The following is a 20,263-nucleotide window of genomic DNA, read 5'->3' as shown; positions in this document are numbered from 1 at the left end:
GGTGATATTATCTATTACAGAACTTTCTAAACCAATAACATTTATGGCTGTTTTAGCGCCTTTAACTTCGATGTTATTTAAGGTAATGTTTTTAAATGTTGGAATTCCTTTTGATGGTGGCTCAATTCGTTGTAACATTTTTGTCCAATGCGGTGGTATAGAATCTTTATGAAACTCTTTTGGTAATTTTGAGTAGCTATAGTTAGGGTTCCAGTTCATAGAAACCTCCATAAAAGTTCGTACACTATCCATTTTAATGTTTTCTAAATAAATGTCTTCAACAGTTCCGCCTCTGTTTGTTGCAGATTTAATGTTCAATCCATTTTTTGTACCTAAACCTTTGATGTTAGAAACATATACATGTCTAATACTACCCGACGTTTCGCTACCAAGGGTAAACAATCCTGCACCTTGTCTGGCAATACAATCTCTAATAACAACATATTCTGTAGATCTATTTACACGTTGTCCATCCCAATCTCTTCCTGCTTTTAAGCAAAAATTATCATCATTACAGTCGATATCACAATTCTGTACTAAAATCCATTTGGAAGAATCTATATCAATCCCGTCTGTACTTGGACCATGTCCGCCAATATTGTTTTTGATTTTTAAACCATCAACAGTGATGTATTGAGAATAGAGTACTTGAACCGTCCAGAAACCTGCGCGTTGTACGTTCAAATCTTTTAAAAACACATTCTCAGAATTCGATATTAAAATTGTTCTTGGTCTTTTGGCGTCATAATCAACAATCCAACGCAAACCCCTTGGCTCGTAGTCGTTTTTTCTTAAATCCCAGTAATAATCCCAGTACACTTTTCCTTGTCCATCAATAGTTCCTTCCCCTCTAACAATTACATTTTTTTGATTGCGAACATTAATTAACGCAGCAGGCCATTTCATTTCAATTCCTGCAATACGAGTATCAATTTCTTTGTAATCTTTGATGTTTTCACTTCCTTTAATGGTAACGCCTTTAGGTACAATAAATTCGATGTTTTTACTGATAAAAATCGAACCTGTTAAATAGGCTCCTGGTTGAAAGCTGACAATACCACCACCATTTTCCGCACAAGCATCGATAGTTTTTTGAATAGCAACAGTGTTTAATGTTTTTCCATCATTCACCGCACCATAATCATTTACATAAAAAACATCTTTTTTAAGGGTAAAATCTTTAGACCCCACTTTATCTACCCAGTCTGGCTTTAACGAATTTTTCGATAATTCTGGGTTTAATAAAGATTCATTTTCTTTACAAGAGACTAATAAACATGTTGTTACAAATAAAATTAATGAAAGTTTTCTCATACTCATTTAAGCAAATTTTTACAAATTGAAAATTACAAAAGCTTTAACATAAAGGTATCCTGTTCTTACAGGGTAATAACCTTTCTCTTAGATATTTTAAGTATTAATTTAAACGCATCATAGCACAGGATAGTATTACATTCTTACTTTAGTAAATTTGATTAATTCTATTTTTAAGTAGCCTGATCGTTCAAATTGTTATGCCTGCCTCAGCATTTAAATTACCAAAGCAATATAAATTTCACTTTATGAAACAATTTCTACTTGTAATAATTATGTTTTCGCAATTTAGTTTTTCTCAAAAACAAATGGAAAATTTAAATCGTGGTGTTTTAGCAGTGCGGACTGACCCAAACAATGTTTTAGTGAGTTGGAGAATTTTTGGAACAGAATTTTCTGAAGATATTTCTTATAATGTATATAGAGGTAGCACATTAGTAAACGCTACCCCTATAACAGGTGCTAGTAATCTTATTGATACCATTGCTACAGATGAGACTTATAGCGTAGCTGCAATAATAAATGGAACTGAACAAGCGCTTTCTGAGCCTGCCGAAGTTTGGACGACCTTTTTTAAAAGTATTCCTATTAGTGCACCTGCGGGTGGCACAACTCCAGACAATTTAAATTATAGTTATAGTGCAAATGATGCGTCAGTAGGGGATTTGGATGGTGATGGAGATTATGAGATTGTTTTAAAATGGACACCTTCTAATTCTAAGGATAATGCTCACGACGGCTACACGGGAAACACAATTTTACAAGGTCTAGAAATGGATGGCACCCTTTTATGGACTATTGATTTAGGAAAAAATATTAGATCTGGTGCACATTACACACAATTTATGGTTTATGATTTAGATGGTGATGGAAAGGCTGAAATAGCCTGTAAAACAGCAGATGGCACAATGGATTCAACTGGCACAATTCTAGGCGATGCCAATGCAGACTATAGAAATTCACAAGGCAGAATTTTAACTGGTCCAGAATATTTTAGTTTATTTTCAGGTGAAACTGGTACCTTTATTACTTCTCAAGATTATATACCTGCAAGGGGTTCTGTATCTAGTTGGGGAGATAATTATGGCAATAGAGTGGATCGCTTTTTAGCATGCATTGCTTATTTAGATGGAGAACGACCTAGTTTAGTTTTTGCCCGAGGCTATTATACCAGAGTCGTTCTTGCTGCTTTTGATTACAGAGATGGTCAACTCACTAATCGTTGGGTTTTTGATACCAATGTTACTGAAAATAGTAGTTGTTTTGCACAAGGAAATCATAATATAACAGTAGGTGATGTTGATAATGACGGCAAGGATGAAATTCAATATGGCTCTTGTGCAATCGATGATAACGGAACTGTTTTATACTCAACAGCTTTTGGTCATGGCGACGCAAGTCATTTAGGGAATTTTAACCCAAACAGAGACGGATTAGAATATTTTATGGTTCATGAGGTTGCTAACGGAACAACAATACCTGCAATGGATTTCAGAGATCCGTTGACAGGTTCTGTACTTTGGAGTGTTGCAGGAGGTGGAGATATTGGTCGTGGTATTACAGCAGATATAAACCCCGATTACTTAGGTGCTGAAAGTTGGAGCTCAAACGGAACTGGAGTTTACAGCGCTACAGGTGAATTAATTACGACAACCTATCCTACAACAGCTGGAAACGGTCGTACTTATAATATGTGTGCTTGGTATGATGGAGATTTATTACGAGAACTTGTTGACCGAACTGTTATAACAAAATGGAATTCTGTTACACAATCTACAGATAGAGTTTTAACAACTTATAATTTTGGTGATTCAGTAAGTAATAATGGCACAAAATCTAATCCATGTTTAATAGCAGATGTTTTGGGAGATTGGAGAGAAGAAATTATCTATAGAAATAGCACAAATACCGCCCTAAATATTTTTACGACACCCAATGAAACTTCGCATAGAATTTTCTCGCTAATGCACGACCCCTTATACCGCACAAGTATAGCATGGCAAAACGTGGGTTATAACCAACCTGCACATACAAGTTTTTACTTAGGCCATGGTATGGAAGCGCCAGAGGCACCAAATATTTATGTAACGCCTCTCGCCACATTATCTACTGATAATGCTGAGCCTATTAAGACCAATCTTAAAGTATATCCTAACCCAAACAGCAGTGGCTTTTTGACCATAAATGGCATTTTAGACACCAATATAGCTGTTAATATTAGCATTTATAATATGTATGGCGCCCTTGTAATGACAAAAACATTTGAGGCACCAACCGCTTCGCAATTACATAGCACTGTAAATATTTCAGAACTTAAAACTGGTGTTTATATGCTGGTATTAAAATCTGGCGCTATTAGTAAAACTGTTAAACTCATAAGAAACTAATAGTTAATGAAGACGAATTTAAACACACTTTGCCTCATCAGCTTTTTATTTCTTAGTACACTACATTGTGTTTATCCAAAAACGACAGGGTATAACACAACTATAGACGCGGCCTCAAATAATAATTTAAAACCTAAACAAACCTTTTTATTTGGAAGCAAAAAAACCAAAGACAAAGGCATCCTTATTAGCTCGCCATTACAGTACAACAGTACTCTTGGCTATGGTTTTGATTTTGATACTGCTGCTAATATTAATGTAAAAGCAGATGGCATCTCGGCTGTAAAAGGCTTTTATTTTTCGGTAAAATTAGCGGAAGGCAATTATAAAATTAAGGTTACAGTAGGAAGCCCTAAAAAGGCGACAAACACAACAATTAAAGCAGAGTCTAGACGCTTAATGCTAAAAGAATTACCGCTTAAAAAAGGCACACAAAAAGAAATAATGTTAAATGTAAATTTAAGGAGTGTTAACATAAATAAGACCTCAAGCATACAACTTAAAACAAGAGAGGTCAACACGCTTAACTGGGACGACAAACTAAGTCTTGAATTTTTAGGCGATGTTGCCATTCAAAAAATAGAAATCGAAAAAACAGCCCCTATTAAAACACTTTTTTTAGCAGGAGATTCTACGGTTGCCGACCAAGATCTTGAGCCTTGGGCATCTTGGGGCCAATTTATAACAGCCTACCTCAATACAACTATTGTTGTTGCCAATTACGCTTCATCAGGTGCTTCTTTGAGCTCGTTTAAATCTCGTAAACGCTTAGATAAAATACTGTCGCAATTACAAAACGAAGATATTGTTATTATTGAGTTTGGTCACAACGACGAAAAACAAAAAGGCAAGGACAAAGGACCGTGGCTGTCTTATACCAATTCACTAAAAGCGTACATTACTAAGATAAGAGCAAAAGGCGGCATTCCTATTCTTGTAACACCAACGCAAAGACGTTTATTTAATAACCAAGGTCAGTTAATTAACACCCATGGCGAATTCCCTGAAGCCATGCGTAAAGTGGCTACAGATTTTGATGTACCGCTTATTGACCTTACAAAAATGACGACAGCTTTATATGAAAGCTGGGGTATAGAAGATTCTAAAAAAGGATTTGTACATTACCCAGCAAACACATTTCATAACCAAACTAGAGCCTTAAAAGACAATACACATTTTAATAGTTTTGGCGCTAATGAAATTGCAAGATGTATTGTAAAAGGTATTCGAGATTTAAACCTAAATTTAACGGATTACTTAAAAGTCAACGTATCTATTTACAATCCAAGAAAGCCTAATAATTTTAGCAGTTGGACCTTGCCTATGAGCTTAAGATTTGAAAACACTAAACCTGAAGGAAACTAATGAAGCTATTATTAAACCACACAAATAAAATAGTCCCCTATATTGTAATCCTTTTACTTTTTAGTCAAGTAGTTGTGTCGCAAGAAACAGCAAAAATATACTTATCTGGAAAAGACTTTAAACACCCTGTACAATGGGACTTCATGTGCACAGACGGGAACAACAGTAAAGAATGGACCACTATAAATGTGCCTTCTAACTGGGAGTTAGAAGGGTTTGGAGAATATACCTATGGACGCTGGTATAAAGAACTTAAACAAAAAGAACCGAGTAAAGAAGAGGGGTTTTACAAGTATAAATTTAAGGTTCCTAATGCGTATAAAGACAAAAATGTCACCATCGTTTTTGGTGGTGCGATGACAGATACAGAAGTCAAAGTAAACGGACAATTGGCAGGTGAAATTCATCAAGGTGGTTTTTATGAATTTAAATACAATATCAGCTCTTTATTAAACTACGATTCAGAAAATTTGTTAGAAGTACATGTTTCTAAACATTCTGGCAACAAATCGGTCAATGCCGCAGAACGTAAGGCGGATTGGTGGTTGTTTGGAGGAATCTACAGACCCGTTTGGTTAGAGGTTACACCAAAAACACATATCGATCATGTAGCTGTTGATGCAAAAATGGACGGGTCGTTTTATGCAGATGTTCACTTGGAAAATGCACCTAGTGATGCTGTAATCACTGCCACGATACAAGCTGTAGGTTGTTCTAAAAAGATGAAAACCTATAGATTTAAGGTAGATTCTAAAACTGAAAAACAGACCATAACTGCAAAATGGAAAAATGTAAAAACTTGGAGTCCAGAACATCCGAATTTATATGAGCTAATAGTATCGTTAAAAAAAGGGAGAAAAACAATCCATACATACAAAACAAAAATCGGTTTTAGAACCTTAGAGTTTATTAAAAAAGATGGTATTTATGTAAATGGCAAAAAGATAATCATGAAGGGGATTAGCCGACATGTGATTTGGCCAGAATCGGGTAGGAGTACAGATAAAATAATTAGCGAATTAGATGTTAATCTTATTAAAGATATGAATATGAATGCGGTAAGAACGCATTATCCACCAGACACTCATTTTTTAGAAGTTTGTGATTCTTTAGGGTTATTTGTATTAGACGAATTATCTGGTTGGCAAAATGGATACGACACAAAAACAGGTACGAAACTTATCAAAGAAATGGTGCAGCGAGATGTTAACCATCCTTCTGTGATTATTTGGGATCATGGAAATGAAGGGGGATGGAATTATAAAATCGATCCTATTTTTAAAGAAAACGATCCACAAAACAGAATTGTGATTCACCCTTGGTCAGATTTTGATGGTTGGGACACCCACCATTACCCAACCTATCTAACAGGAATGCACCGTTTTAAAAATGGTGAAAATGTCTTTTTTCCTACAGAATTTATGCACGGCACTTATGACAATGGTTTGGGTGCTGGTTTAGAAGATTTCTGGAAACGTTTTAAAGAAAGTGATTTGTTTGCCGGTGGTTTTATGTGGGCATTGTTAGATGAAGCGGTGTTAAGAACTGATTGGACAGGACCAGAAAAATACGATTCTAAAGGAAATTTAGCGGCAGATGGCGTGTTAGGGCCGCATAGAGAAAAAGAAGGCAGTTTTTTTAGTATCAAAGAAATCTGGGCACCCATTCAGTTTAAACCTAAAAACATCACCCAAAAATTCGACGGTTCTTTTTTAGTAACTAACGATTATATCTACACCAATTTAAATACCTGTCAATTAAAATACCGTGTGGTAAAAGCAAGCAAAGAGGCCATAAATACAACTGCCAAAACAGAAACTATAGCATCTAACAGCATTGAAATTACAAGCATACCACCTGGAGAAACGCAACGCATTCAGTTTGATGTGCCAGCTAACTTTTTTGAAGGCGATTGGCTAGAAATAACGGCAAATGATGCCTTTGGTCGCGAAATTTACACTTGGACCTGGCCCATTCACAGAGCACCTTATTACGCACATAAACTCATCCCTTCAACAGATATAGAAACTAATGTTACTGCGCAAAAAACCGCCGATACTGTTCTGTTAAGCAGCGCTTCTGTAAAGCTTTTGTTAAATGCTACAACAGGCGAAATTATTTCGGTAAGCAATCGCCAAGGCGATGTGCCTTTTAACAATGGCCCTAAACCTATAGGCATGAAGGCAGAAGTGAAATCGGTTGAGGTACAAGAAACAAAAGATGCTGCCATTTGTACCCTACATTATAAAGGAGGGATTCATTCAGCAAAATGGACACTCTTTAACGATGGGAAATTAAAGGTGGAATTTGTTTTTCTTAAAAATGCAGGAAGAAACAATGGTTTTGATGGCGCATTTTTTGAAGGGAATATCAATCTATTTGGAGTTACTTTTGATTTTCCTGAAGACGGGGTTAAAGGAATGAAATGGTTAGGCAACGGCCCTTATCATGTATGGAAAAATAGACAAAAAGGCACTACATTTGGGCTTTGGGAAAAAGACTATAACCAAACCGTCACAGGCGAAAGTTTTGACAATTTAGTGTATCCAGAATTTAAGGGCTATCACGCTAATTTTATAGCCGCAAACTTAAAAACTACGAAAGGAGATTTTACTTTTTTTAGTGAAAACGACAAGTTGTTTTTAAGATTATTTACACCAGATTTGCCTAAAAACATGGTCTCAAAAGCATACCCGCAACCAGAATTTCCAGAAGGAAACCTTTCTTTTTTGTATGAAATTCCTGCAATGCGATCATTTAAACCTATAGAACACCAAGGCCCAGATAGTCAGCCAACTAATATCAGAATTAAAAATGGAGATGCTGGCATACCAATGACCTTGTGGTTTGATTTTAACACGTATAAAAAGTAAAACAATACATACAAATGAAAAAAGTACAATTATTAGTAATTTTTAGTTTAACTAGCATTTTACTTTGTTGTAAACCAAAAACATTAAATCTTAAACCGACGCTTTATACCGTAGGGGATTCTACTGTAAAAAATGGAAAAGGCGATGGTTATGGTGGTCTTTGGGGCTGGGGGGATTTTATAGGTCAGTTTTTAGACAGCAGTAAAGTAAAGATAGAAAACCACGCACTTGGCGGTACCAGTAGTCGTACGTATCAAAATTTAGGTTTATGGGATGCTGTAGATGCCAAATTGGTAGCAGGCGATTATGTTTTAATTCAGTTTGGACATAATGATAACAGCCCAGTTAATGACACCATTAGAGCAAGAGGCACAATAAAAGGTATCGGAGACGAAACTCAAGAAATAAATAACCTTATTACTGGCGACCATGAAATTGTCCATAGCTACGGTTGGTACATCGAAAAAATTGTAAAAGACGCCAAAGCTAAAGGCGCAACACCTATAATTATGTCACCTATACCAAGAAACAAATGGGTAAAGGGTAGCGTACCAAGAAATGACACCTCTTATGGTTTATGGGCAAAACAAATTGCTGAGAGAAACAATATTACCTTTATTAACCTAAATGATGAAATGGCAAAACAGCTAGAAGTCTTAGGAGAAGAAAAGGTTACCGGAACCTATTTTTATAAAAGAGATCATACCCATACATCGGCAAAAGGTGCTGCCATGGCAGCAGAAATCATTGTAGATGCGCTAAAGCAAACTGACAATGCTATTACAGATTATTTTAAAGAGAACGTTAGCATTAGCTACCCTAAAAAGAAAAACATCTTTCTTATTGGCGACTCTACCATGGCAAACAATGGCAAAAAGGAGGCCGTTGGTTGGGGGGTTCCGTTTCCGCAATTTTGCGATACAACACAAGTTAACATTATAAATAAAGCCAGAGGTGGAAGAAGCTCAAGAACCTTTGTAAATGAAGGCTTATGGGATGCTGCTAAAAAAGAATTTACAGCAGATGATATTGTGTTTATTCAATTTGGACATAATGACGCCGGAAAAATTGATCAAGCCAAATACCGAGGTTCTATTAAAGGTATCGGAAACAAAACTCAAGAGGTGACAAAAGATAGCGTTACAGAAACGGTGCACAGCTATGGTTGGTATTTAACAAAAATGATACGCGAAACACGAGACAAAGGAGCCATACCAATTGTATTAAGTATTACTCCCAGAAACGAATGGGCAAACGGTGTTGTAGAACAACGAGATAGTACGTTTGTAAAATGGGCTAAACAGGTTGCTGAGGCAGAAAAAACGCTGTTTGTAGACCTTAGCGATATGGTTGCTAAAAGTTACCAAAAATTAGGTAAAGAAAACGTGAAGCCTTTTTTTCCTAAAGATCATACACACACAGGGCTAGAAGGTGCTAAACATACCGCAAAGCTGTTTGCAGCGTATTTAAAGCAAGCCAAAGCCATTGGTTTAAGAGGCTGTGTTTTTATAGAAGATTAATTACTTCCGTGTTTTAGGATGACTACCACTATATTATTCTAGTACCGTAAAGAATCTATAATAAGAAATACAAAAGCTTATACAGAGATGTTTGAGCTTTTTTAATATTATAAGTAAAGGTTAGTTTTAGTAGATGAGAGTCTCTCCAGGATTTTGTGTTTAAGAAAAATAATTTCAAAATTAGCAGGTTAAAAAGTTGCCATTATAACCTATTTGGAAAACAAATATACAATTGATTGTAAATTTGATCCCATTTAAATCTAGCTTTCTTCCATTTTTTACGGATGGCTTGTGCTGCTAAATTGGTTAATTTTAAAGCGGCATCATCATTAAGAAATACCTTTTTATTTCTGGTATACTTTCTTAAGCTAGCATTAAAACTTTCTATGATATTAGTGGTGTAAATGAGTTTTCGTATTTCTTTGAGATAGCTTAAAAATGCGGTTAAATTGTCCCAATTATTTCTCCAAGATTGTACGGCAGACATGTATTTATCTTCCCAATTTTGTTTAAAAATAGTCAGGGTTTCTGCGTCTAAATCTAGATTGTCGGCTTGATAAATCGCTTTAATAAAGTAACTATGTAGCTAATTTATAATAAAATTTACTCTAAATTAAAGTCAATCATATAAATTCAAATTGACAAATAAAGTTCTGAACAAGCTATTAAAAGTTACCTCAGAAGATATAATATTTGTATATCCGTAAACAATCATAATTGATAAATTATCATTATCTTTAAGGAAAAGCAAGTTATGAATATTTTTAGTTTTACAGCGGAATTTGACAGCGAAGAAGCCTGTCGTACACATTTTAAAGAAGAATGGGACAAGTTAGGTGTTGTTTGTAAACGTTGCTCGCATACAGAGCATTATTGGATAAAAAGTCAATGGAGTTATGAATGTAAAAAATGTAGAAGTCGCACGTCTCTTCGTAGTGGAACGATTATGCAGAGTTCTAATCTTTCATTTTTGATTTGGTATAAAACCATGTTCCTGTTAACGGCGACCAAGAAAGGTTTTTCCTCAAAAGAGATACAGCGTCAGTTGGGATTGAAACGCTATGAGCCAGTTTGGGCTATGGTCCATAAATTGAGAAAAGCTATGGGAAATAGGGATGATAGATATACACTTGAGGGCATGATAGAAATGGACGAAGGCTACTTTACCATAGAAGCTTCAGAAAATGAGCATAAAACACAAAAAGCAGGACGAGGCAGTAAAACAAAATCCAATGTAATGATAATGGCAGAAAGTACAGTTCTTAAGGATTTAGACACAGGAAAAGTAGAACGTCAATGTCGTTATTTTAAGGCAAAAGTATTAGACGACCACAAAGCAGATGGTACAGATCATACCTTTGAAAACGCAATTGACCAAGAGCAGGTTATTGTTTTTACAGACCAGAGCACATCTTATGTTAATATTGCTGATTTTGTAGAAATACACATTAGTGAAAAATCAAGCGAAACAACAACAAAAGAAACCCTAAAATGGGTACATATAGCAATAAGTAACGCCAAACGTAATTTTGTAGGCAATTACCATAAAATCAAGAGAAAATATTTGCAATTATATCTAAATGAGTTTGTTTATAAGCTCAATCGCAGGTATTTTGGTGAGCGAATCTTCGATAGGCTAGTTATAGCTAACATTACAGGATTATAAATAATAACGGATATACAAAAAAATTATTCAGTTTTTTTGAATTATGACGAGATTTTCTTACTCTTCCTTCATCAGCATTCCAATCCTTTTCAAGGACATATTGACCTAGGAAGCAATAATTAGTTTTATAATCTTTGCTAATTCTAAGAGCTAAAGGAGCAGTTCCATCTTTCCTTTGCTTGTTTTTGCGTCGTACTATTTTGATACTAGCCATAATTATCTCATCTTTGAAAAAGTTAAGAAATATATTTGAATGGGTACAGAATAGGTACAGAATAATTTACATTTAATTGATATTATTTAACATCAAGTTTTATTAAAAGTCTGGTAAAGAGTAGGTTTTATAGTATTTTGGTGTAATTTGGGTATTGTGAAGATAAAGCTCATAACCCGAAGGTCACTGGTTCGAGTCCAGTTCCCGCTACTACTTAAAATAAGTCTTTCATTTTATGGAAGACTTTTTTAGTTTTATCATATGAATGATAATCTTATAAATGAATTTTACGGCATAGGCATACAAAACGGTAAAACACCAGAAAACTTAGGTGTACTTTGGAGATCTGCTCAAAACCTTGGAGCAAGTTTTATTTTTACTATCGGTAATCGCTATGCCAAACAAGCATGCGATACGCACAACGCTGTAAAATCGATGCCATATTATCATTACGATACGTTTGAGGATTTCTTAAGAAACTTACCAAAAGGCACACGTATTGTTGGTGTTGAATTACATGCAGACGCCAAACCTTTAGAAACATTTCATCATCCAAGAAGATGTGTGTATGTATTGGGTGCTGAAGATCATGGTTTATCTAAACAGGCTATAGAAAAGAGTCATTTTTTAGTAAAATTTAAATCGCAGTTAAGTCTTAATGTAGCGGTTGCTGGTAGTATTGTTATGTATGATAGAGCAACTAGTAAACCTAGAGTTTAATCCACAAAAAAACCTCAAACTATAAAGTTCAAGGTTTGTTAATTTTATATCTTCTAACAAACGATTAGCCGTTCATAGAAATTAAAAACTCTTCGTTATTTCTGGTTTGCTTAAAACGATCGTTGATAAATTCCATAGCCTCAACCGGATTCATATCAGCCAAATACTTACGCATCACCCACATACGTTGTATTGTAGTCGCATCCAATAAAATATCGTCACGTCTTGTACTTGATGATGTTAAATCAATAGCAGGGAAGATTCTACGGTTAGAAATCTTACGATCTAACTGCAGTTCCATGTTACCAGTTCCTTTAAATTCTTCAAAAATTACTTCGTCCATTTTAGAACCTGTTTCTGTTAAAGCAGTTGCAATAATAGTCAGTGACCCACCATTTTCAATGTTACGAGCAGCACCAAAGAAACGTTTTGGTTTGTGTAAAGCATTAGCATCAACACCACCAGAAAGTATTTTACCTGAGGCAGGTTGCACAGAGTTATAAGCTCTTGCTAAACGCGTAATTGAATCTAAAAGAATGACGACATCATGGCCACATTCTACCAAACGTTTTGCTTTTTCTAAAACGATATTTGCAATTTTTACATGTTCATGTGCTTCTTTATCAAAAGTAGAGGCAATCACCTCGCCACGCACATTACGTTGCATGTCTGTAACTTCTTCAGGACGCTCATCAATCAATAAAATTATTTGATAAACCTCTGGATGATTGGCGGCAATCGCATTAGCTACATCTTTAAGAAGCATGGTTTTACCCGTTTTTGGTTGTGATACAATCATACCACGTTGGCCTTTTCCTATTGGAGCAAACAAATCCATAATACGTGTAGATATCGTGGCTTGTTTTTCTGCAATATTAAATTTTTCCTGTGGAAATAAAGGAGTCAAATGTTCAAAAGCCACACGATCTCTAACCACGTTAGGACTTTGTCCGTTGATACGAATGACTTTTATAAGTGGAAAATATTTTTCACCCTCCTTTGGCGGACGTACATGGCCTAAAACCGTGTCACCAACTTTTAATCCAAATAATCGAATTTGAGATTGAGAGACATAAATATCGTCTGGTGAAGATAAGTAGTTGTAATCCGAAGATCTTAAAAACCCATAGCCATCTTGCATAATGTCTAATACGCCTTCACTTTCAATAATAGCATCAAATTCAAAATCTGGTTCACGATAGCGATTTCTACTATCTTTATTACCATTGTTTTTTGAATTGTTATTGTGTGTATTGCCATCTTTAGAGCGTGGTTGCCTTTTATCATTGTTCTGAGGACGTCTTTTGTCATCATTACGTGGATTAGGTTTCTTTTGCTCTCTAGGCTTATTATTAGTTTTGTCGTTTTCCGATTTATCCTCTTTAGACCTGTTGTCTTTCGGTTTATTTTCTTGTGGCTTGCGCTCTTGAGGTTGACGTGGATTAGGTTTTTTACGCACTTCCGTTTCTGGTTTAGCGTCGTCAGTCTTATCCGTAAATTCTAAAGATTTTTGTTCTTTATTTTCTTTTGGTTTTTGCGGAACGCGAGCACGTTTAGGTGTTGGTTTATTTGGTTCCGACTTTGGCTCTGACGGTGCCTCAGCCGCAGCTTTGGCCTTAACTGCATCAGGATTTGTAGCTTGGTAGTCTAAAATTTGATAAACCAAGTCTAATTTTTTTTGTGTACGGTATTTAGGTACGTTTAGTTGTTTAGCTATCTCCTGTAATTCAGGAAGTTTTTTAGCTTTTAACTGAGAAATTTCAAACATTCGTATGTTGTATATGTATTATAATTTGATATTATTAATTCAATGTTTTCTAAATGAAATAAAAAGAAAAGTAGTGAGATTAATTTGGAAGATTAGATAGATGTCACTAAGTATGTTACCTCTGTCTCCTGCAATAATACGATTTTATTTTAAAACATTTTCTATCTTTTTAAAAAATAAACTGCTAATTTTGCAAAGCTTTTTTAGTGAAAGATATGATTCAACGCATTCAAACGCTTTATTTATTTTTAGCTGCTGTAATTTCAGCAGGTCTAATATTTTTATTTCATTTGTGGTCGGATAGCGCTGGCGTGAAAATATTCGCTCTAGATAATTATTTATATCTAGGTTTGTTTTTAGGTTCTGCTTTATTATCGTTGATTTCAATATTTAGATTTAAAGACAGGAAATCTCAATTCGTTTTGGGACGACTCAATATATTCTTAAACTTTATTTTACTAGGAATCTTTGTATATCAATCGCTAAACTTATCTGGAGAAATTAACGTTTCTGAGAAAGGTATTGGGATTCTTTTTCCTATTTTTTCTATTGTGTGTTTAGTCTTGGCTAACAAGGCTATAAAAAAGGATGAAGATCTCGTAAAATCTGTAGATCGATTACGATAGACCTAAAATCTTAGTAGTATTAGTGTGAAAAACCCAAACGCTGCCGTTTGGGTTTTTTAATTTTAAAAAAAAGCCCATCCCAACCTTCCCAGAGGGAAGGAGTTCTCATTCTAACGAAAAAATTAGTGTTTTTTTATTCTAAAAATTCTCAATTCAATACAAGTGTTTTGCGTATTGCCTAGAGTTTCTTCCCTCTGGGAAGGCTAGGATGGGCTAAATTCTATAACTTCCAAATCCTTGATGTTTTTACCATCAATTTTAAATCGTAACATGGTACGTATCTTATGAAATCCATGTTTGCCAGCGGCACCAGGATTCATATGTAATAGATTTAGTTTTTTATCAGGCATGACTTTTAGGATGTGCGAATGGCCTGTAATAAAAATATCTGGTGGATGTGTTTCTAGTTCAGTTCTTACACGATTATTATATTTTGGTGGATAGCCACCAATATGTGTCATCCATACGTCTACATTTTCGCACATAAATCTATGGTGAAGCGGAAATTCAGTACGTGCTTTAGCATCATCAATATTGCCGTACACAGCTCGCAGAGGTTTTAAACTTTTAATCTGGTCCGTAACATCTAAATCACCAATATCACCAGCATGCCAAACTTCGTCAGCCTGTTTTACGTGCTTAAGGATGGCGTCGTCAATATAACTATGTGTGTCTGATAGGAGTAGTATTTTTTTCAAGATTTAAAATCTTAGAGCTTTTGAAGCTGGTTAAAATATTCCGTTAATGAGATTCCTGCGTTCGCAGGAATAAGGTATCTTTGTTAAATAACAAAAGTAATATTTCTATTGCGATTTTTCATCGAACTTTCATACAATGGTAAAGCATATCATGGCTGGCAAATTCAGCCGAATGCAATTTCTGTGCAAGAAGTTTTAGAAAACGCCTTATCCACCATTTTGAAAGCTAAAATTTCTACAATGGGAGCAGGCAGAACGGATACTGGTGTGCACGCGTCGCAAATGTTTGCGCATTTCGATTTTGATACTGCAATTGAATCCAAAGATTTAGTTTATAAACTGAATTCTTTTTTACCAAAAGATATTGCCGTAAGGTCGGTTTTTGAAGTGAAGCCAGAAATTCATGCACGATTTTATGCCACCAGCAGAACGTATCATTATAAAATTTCGACTTCAAAAAATGTGTTTGACTATGATTTTGCTTATCAAGTGCAATTACCATTAGATATTGATGCGATGAATGCAGCCTGCAACATCTTATTTCAGTATAAAGATTTTCAATGCTTTTCAAAGACGAATACAGATGTAAAAACGTATAATTGTGAGATTAAGGAAGCGCATTGGACGCAAAACGAAAACCAATTGCAGTTTACAATTACAGCAGATCGTTTTTTGAGAAATATGGTACGCGCTATTGTCGGAACGATGATAAATATTGGTTTAGGAAAACTGAAGGTAGACGATTTGCACCATATTATTACGTCAAAGAATAGAAGTGAAGCAGGCTTTTCGGTACCTGCTCATGGGTTATATTTGGTTAAAATTGTATATCCAGAGACCATAAAAATGGAGAAGAATACTGAATTACTGAAATAAATTCAGCACAAACAAGTTGAGCATAAAATGGCAGAAAAAGGCAAAAAAATATTTGACGTATCCTTATTTACAAGGCTGTTGCAATACATAAAACCGTATCGTACAGTTTTTGTCATTTCACTATTTTGTGTCATTGGTTTGGCCTTATTTGGTGCGTTTAGACCTTATGTTTTAAAAGAAGCTATAGACGTTAAGATCGCTAATAAGCAGTATGATGGTTTTGTAATGTACATGTTTATTATGTTGGCTTTATTATTGTTTGAAGTGATTTCTCAATTACTTTTTATATACTATGCAAGTTGGTTAGGGCAGTCTGTGGTGAGAGATATTCGTGTAAAATTGTTTAAGCACATGCTTAAATTTAAAATGACCTATTTCGATAAATCGTCCGTCGGAGTTTTAATTACCAGAGCAGTCACTGATATGGAGCGTATTGCAGACATCTTTGGTCAAGGGCTTTTTATGATATTTAGTGACGTATTAAAAATGCTGGTTGTAGCCGGATTTATGGCGTTTATAAACATCAAACTCAGTCTTATCGTGTTTATAACCTTACCTATTGTTTTATTTGCCACTAAGATTTTCCAAAAATATATGAAACGTGCGTTTGAAGATGTACGTACCGAAGTGTCTAATCTCAATTCCTTTGTGCAAGAACGTGTTACAGGAATGAAAATCTTACAATTATTCACACGTGAAGATACCGAGTATAAAAACTTTAAAGCCATTAACGAGCGTCATAAAAAGGGCTGGTTGAAAACGGTTTGGTACAACTCTATCTTTTTTCCAATTGCTGAATTTTTAGCGTCTTTAACCTTAGGTATGGTGGTTTTGGTTGGTGGATTTGATGCTGTTTCGGAAAGCGTAGGAACGACCTTAGGAGATTTAATTTCCTTTACCATGTTTATTCCGATGTTGTTTAGACCATTGAATCAAATTGCGAATAAATTCAATACGTTACAAATGGGAATGGTGGCTGCGGACCGTGTGTTTAAAGTGCTAGATACAACCTCTAATATTGATGACTCTGGTACTATTGAAGCTGCTAATTTTGAAGGTCGTATTGCTTTTGAAAATGTGCGTTTTGCTTATGTGAAGGATGAAGAGGTTTTAAAAGGTATTTCTTTAAATGTTGAAGCAGGTGAAACCGTTGCCATTGTTGGTGCTACAGGAGCAGGGAAATCTACGATTATCAATTTATTGAATCGTTTCTATGATATCAATTCAGGAATGATAAAGGTTGATGATACCAATATAAAAGACATGACGTTGAGTTCATTACGAAGTCAGATTGCGGTTGTGCTTCAAGATGTGTTTTTGTTTGCCGATACCATTCTGAATAACATCACTTTAAATAACGATGACATTACTGAAGGTGATGTGGTAACTGCAGCCAAAGCCATTGGAATCCATGAGTTTATTTCGAGTTTGCCAAACGGTTATCAGTATAACGTAAAAGAACGTGGTGTCATGTTATCCTCTGGTCAGCGTCAATTGATTTCGTTTTTAAGAGCGTATGTGACCAATCCAAGTATTTTAATTTTAGATGAAGCCACTTCGTCTGTTGATTCTTATTCGGAACAACTCATACAAGACGCCACAGATAAAATTACCAAAGGACGAACCTCTATTGTTATTGCACACAGATTGGCAACGATACAACAAGCCGATAAAATTATTGTGATGGATGCAGGCGAAATCGTTGAAATAGGTACACACAGATCACTTCTCGAAAAAGAAAATGGGTACTATAAAAACCTTTACGAAGTTCAATTTTTAAAAGCTGAAGTGGCTTAGATTACGTGCCCTTTTTTGCAGCTTCTTCACCAATTTTTCTGCCAGCTTCATAAGCTCCGCGCTGCGACTCCAGAATTTCTTGAATAAACGGAGAATCTGGAAATAAGATCCCGAGAATAATCAAAATAATAATGCCGACGATCATTAATGCTAATAATATGCCTAAAAAGATTAATGTTTTTAGCATAATTTCTGGAATAGATAATTTGTACAAGCGTTTATAGCAATAGCCAAAATAACCTATTTGAAATAAGATGCTAAAACTCATTAAAAAACTTCCTGGTAATTGCATTACAAGGAGGAGTAGGTTTAAAAAGGAGCTGACTAAAGAGAATTGTGCAACAATATACATGGCCATTACAAGATGCTCCGTATAGTTAAATTCTTTTTTGTTTATAAATACTAAGCGAGATATTAAGGCGTAAAAAGGAATATAGAGTACCATCATTAAAGAGTAGTAATCTTGTGAAACTGATGTTATCTGTTTTGCCATCGCTTCTTGCTCTTTTATACCAGCAGAAGACATTTCAACCATAGCATTGGGAAAATACTTATTAAGAACAATAACATACACACCACCAATAGTGATGGCTAAAGCTAAATAACTAATGGGATTTAAAAAACGTTTCCGGACACCACTAATGTAACCACCAATAACTAGTTCTGGCTTTTTAAATAAATTTATAAATGTCCTTAAAAAGGTGTTATCAATATTAAAATAAGTTTCACCAAAATGTGCAAACAGATTTTTAATGGTCAACCGATTTCTAATTACTTTTCCACCACAATTTTTGCAATAGTCGTCATGTTTTTCTAAGGTCGTATGGCAGTTTTTACAATTCATTTAAAGGTTGATTTTACCTGTTAGCAGTGCATATATTAAAGCTATAATTACAATTAAGACAATGATAACAGTAAATACAATCATATAAATAATATAAGCTGCTAAATAGCGCAAGAGTGCATTTATATATGAAGATTGATATATTTTTTTAAAAACATAGGCACCATATAAAATCGTTGGGATAGAAACAATAAAAGTAGCTGTTAAAAAATCTAAAACATTAATTACAGCTAAAAAGATAAAAATGATAGCACTAAAAAATATCGTTTGAGCTGCGATGTATAAATTAATAACCACATGCTCCGTATAATTGTGCTTTTGTTTTCCCATGAATACCACCCAAGTGCCAATAGCCATAAGCGGCATAAATATTGAAAAAACGACTCCTTGATAATTGTTCATGACGTTTGAAAAATTAGCAGAAGCCATGTCGTTGCCATCTGATGAGACTTTAAAATTATCAGTAAAAGCATTGTTTGAAGATTCAAGAAACTCAGGAAAGAGCTTTTGAAGTAAAAACATTTGAAACCCTAAAATCGTTAAGGAAACGGCATAAAACGTAATGACATCAATATATTTTTTTCTGGTACCATTGATATAGCCGTCAATAACAATATCGGGTTTTTTAAAAAGGTCTATGAAGGTTCTTAAAAAGGTGTTATCAAGGGATAAAAATTGTTCATTGACTTGAGTTAAAAGAACTTTAGGCGTCAAACGATTCCGAATGACTTTTGCGCCACAGTCGTCACAAAACTTTTGGGTATCTCTGAGCGTTTTATGGCAATTTTTGCAATCCATTACCCTAAATCTTGTTTAATTTTATCTCTTAGCTCGTCGGTGTTTTTAAACATTTCAAATTCACCTCCTTTGATGTAAGAAATTTGTCCCGTTTCTTCACTCACGCAAAGGGCTAAAGCATCCGTTTTTTCGGTAATACCAACAGCAGCTCTATGTCTTAAACCAAAGCGTTCAGGAATATTTTTTTCATTATTAACAGGCAAAATAACGCGAGTGGCTTTTACAATATTTTTGTCGATAATTACAGCACCATCGTGCAAAGGACTATTTTTAAAAAAAATACTTTCTATAATCGGTTGTGAGACTAAAATGTTCATTTCATCACCAGTATCTGTAAGGAAATCTAGGTTGTTATTACGTTCAATAACAATCAGTGCTCCTGTATTTGTAGCTCCCATTTTATTACAAGCGTTGATAATGGCATCAACATCTGTGGTGGTTTGATCGTCGTTTTTAAGAAATTTAAAATTTTTAAACAGATTGCGCTTGCCGCCAATATTGGTAGAGCCGACCATTAAAAGAAATTTTCTTATTTCAGGCTGAAAAACAACAATTAAGGCAATAATACCAACTTTCATAAAGCCATCAAAAATGCCATAGAGCATGTGCATGTTGAGGTAGTCTGTAAGTCGCCAAGCAAAATAAATGATAAGGATACCGATAAAAATATTGATGGCAACCGTACCTTTTACAAGTTTGTAGATGTAATAGAGTAGTATAGCCACGAGGAAGACATCCACGAAGTCTATAAATCTAAAATCCCAAAGCTGTAAGTTTTCCAAATGGTTGGTGTTTCT

17 protein-coding genes are annotated in these 20,263 nt (G+C 34.9%); 9 read left to right on the top strand and 8 right to left on the bottom strand.

The window, feature by feature from the left end; genetic code table 11:
• On the bottom strand, positions 1–1,320 hold a 1,320-nt coding region (locus AB8B52_RS11530), incomplete at its 3' end, for a glycoside hydrolase family 28 protein (RefSeq protein WP_406028241.1).
• A 242-nt stretch (positions 1,321–1,562) separates the two neighbouring features.
• Between AB8B52_RS11530 and AB8B52_RS11525 the strand changes: the two genes are divergently transcribed.
• From AB8B52_RS11525 to AB8B52_RS11510, 4 genes are read left to right on the top strand one after another with little or no spacing between them, the layout of a single operon-like run.
• Positions 1,563–3,701, top strand: coding sequence for a T9SS type A sorting domain-containing protein (locus tag AB8B52_RS11525; protein WP_406028239.1), 2,139 nt, complete (start codon positions 1,563–1,565; stop codon positions 3,699–3,701).
• Positions 3,702–3,707: 6 nt separating this feature from the next.
• Positions 3,708–5,066 carry a rhamnogalacturonan acetylesterase gene (locus AB8B52_RS11520; RefSeq protein ID WP_406028237.1) on the top strand — a complete coding sequence of 453 codons (1,359 nt, stop codon included), beginning with the start codon at positions 3,708–3,710 and terminating at the stop codon, positions 5,064–5,066.
• Positions 5,066–7,939, top strand: coding sequence for a glycoside hydrolase family 2 TIM barrel-domain containing protein (locus AB8B52_RS11515; RefSeq protein WP_406028235.1), 2,874 nt, complete (start codon positions 5,066–5,068; stop codon positions 7,937–7,939). The genes AB8B52_RS11520 and AB8B52_RS11515 overlap by 1 nt, the downstream gene beginning before the upstream one ends.
• Before the next feature lie 14 nt (positions 7,940–7,953).
• On the top strand, positions 7,954–9,459 hold the full coding sequence (locus AB8B52_RS11510) for a rhamnogalacturonan acetylesterase (RefSeq protein ID WP_406028233.1): 1,506 nt from the start codon (positions 7,954–7,956) through the stop codon (positions 9,457–9,459).
• Positions 9,460–9,661: 202 nt separating this feature from the next.
• On the opposite strand, the gene AB8B52_RS11505 is transcribed toward AB8B52_RS11510, so the two are convergent.
• Positions 9,662–10,021 carry a transposase gene (locus AB8B52_RS11505; RefSeq protein WP_406028247.1) on the bottom strand — a complete coding sequence of 120 codons (360 nt, stop codon included), beginning with the start codon at positions 10,019–10,021 and terminating at the stop codon, positions 9,662–9,664.
• A 192-nt stretch (positions 10,022–10,213) separates the two neighbouring features.
• Here AB8B52_RS11505 and AB8B52_RS11500 point away from each other — a divergent pair, with 192 nt between their 5' ends.
• Positions 10,214–11,125 carry an IS1595 family transposase gene (locus AB8B52_RS11500; RefSeq protein WP_406028231.1) on the top strand — a complete coding sequence of 304 codons (912 nt, stop codon included), beginning with the start codon at positions 10,214–10,216 and terminating at the stop codon, positions 11,123–11,125.
• Here the strand turns inward: AB8B52_RS11500 and AB8B52_RS11495 are convergent.
• The gene (locus tag AB8B52_RS11495; protein WP_406028229.1) at positions 11,112–11,339 is read right to left on the bottom strand and encodes an Arm DNA-binding domain-containing protein; all 228 of its coding nucleotides are present in this window, start codon (positions 11,337–11,339) and stop codon (positions 11,112–11,114) included. The genes AB8B52_RS11500 and AB8B52_RS11495 overlap by 14 nt on opposite strands.
• A 261-nt stretch (positions 11,340–11,600) precedes the next feature.
• On the opposite strand from AB8B52_RS11495, the gene AB8B52_RS11490 reads away from it, so the two are divergent.
• Positions 11,601–12,059, top strand: a complete 459-nt coding sequence (locus tag AB8B52_RS11490) for an RNA methyltransferase (protein ID WP_406028227.1) — start codon at positions 11,601–11,603, stop codon at positions 12,057–12,059.
• Positions 12,060–12,123: 64 nt separating this feature from the next.
• Here the strand turns inward: AB8B52_RS11490 and rho are convergent, their stop codons facing one another.
• Positions 12,124–13,827, bottom strand: coding sequence for a transcription termination factor Rho (gene rho, locus AB8B52_RS11485; RefSeq protein ID WP_406028225.1), 1,704 nt, complete (start codon positions 13,825–13,827; stop codon positions 12,124–12,126).
• A 215-nt stretch (positions 13,828–14,042) separates the two neighbouring features.
• Between rho and AB8B52_RS11480 the strand changes: the two genes are divergently transcribed.
• A complete protein-coding gene (locus AB8B52_RS11480) occupies positions 14,043–14,453 on the top strand; it encodes a DUF4293 domain-containing protein (protein ID WP_406028245.1) in 411 nt (136 codons plus the stop codon).
• A 203-nt stretch (positions 14,454–14,656) separates the two neighbouring features.
• Here AB8B52_RS11480 and AB8B52_RS11475 read toward each other — a convergent pair whose 3' ends face one another.
• The gene (locus tag AB8B52_RS11475; RefSeq protein WP_406028223.1) at positions 14,657–15,151 is read right to left on the bottom strand and encodes a metallophosphoesterase family protein; all 495 of its coding nucleotides are present in this window, start codon (positions 15,149–15,151) and stop codon (positions 14,657–14,659) included.
• Positions 15,152–15,259: 108 nt separating this feature from the next.
• Here AB8B52_RS11475 and truA point away from each other — a divergent pair, with 108 nt between their 5' ends.
• Both truA and AB8B52_RS11465 read left to right on the top strand, forming a co-directional pair.
• A complete protein-coding gene (gene truA / locus AB8B52_RS11470) occupies positions 15,260–16,027 on the top strand; it encodes a tRNA pseudouridine(38-40) synthase TruA (RefSeq protein ID WP_406028221.1) in 768 nt (255 codons plus the stop codon).
• 27 nt (positions 16,028–16,054) lie between these two features.
• Entirely contained in the window at positions 16,055–17,824 is a 1,770-nt protein-coding gene (locus AB8B52_RS11465) for an ABC transporter ATP-binding protein (protein WP_406028219.1), read from the top strand.
• 1 nt (position 17,825) lies between these two features.
• On the opposite strand, the gene AB8B52_RS11460 is transcribed toward AB8B52_RS11465, so the two are convergent.
• Genes AB8B52_RS11460 through cdaA form a run of 3 tightly spaced genes read right to left on the bottom strand, consistent with a single transcriptional unit; the run spans position 17,826 to position 20,248 of the window.
• Positions 17,826–18,668 (bottom strand): DUF3667 domain-containing protein, encoded by an 843-nt coding sequence (locus AB8B52_RS11460; RefSeq protein WP_406028217.1) that lies wholly within the window; start codon positions 18,666–18,668, stop codon positions 17,826–17,828.
• The gene (locus AB8B52_RS11455; protein WP_406028215.1) at positions 18,669–19,466 is read right to left on the bottom strand and encodes a DUF3667 domain-containing protein; all 798 of its coding nucleotides are present in this window, start codon (positions 19,464–19,466) and stop codon (positions 18,669–18,671) included.
• Positions 19,466–20,248 carry a diadenylate cyclase CdaA gene (gene cdaA, locus AB8B52_RS11450; RefSeq protein ID WP_406028213.1) on the bottom strand — a complete coding sequence of 261 codons (783 nt, stop codon included), beginning with the start codon at positions 20,246–20,248 and terminating at the stop codon, positions 19,466–19,468. Before cdaA ends, AB8B52_RS11455 begins: the two co-directional genes overlap by 1 nt.
• Between the last annotated feature and the right edge of the window lie 15 nt (positions 20,249–20,263).

Source organism: Winogradskyella sp. (assembly GCF_045105575.1).
Classification (GTDB): Bacteria; Bacteroidota; Bacteroidia; order Flavobacteriales; family Flavobacteriaceae; genus Winogradskyella.
Note: the sequence above shows the minus strand (reverse complement) of the source record. Positions and strands in the feature narration are given on the sequence as shown.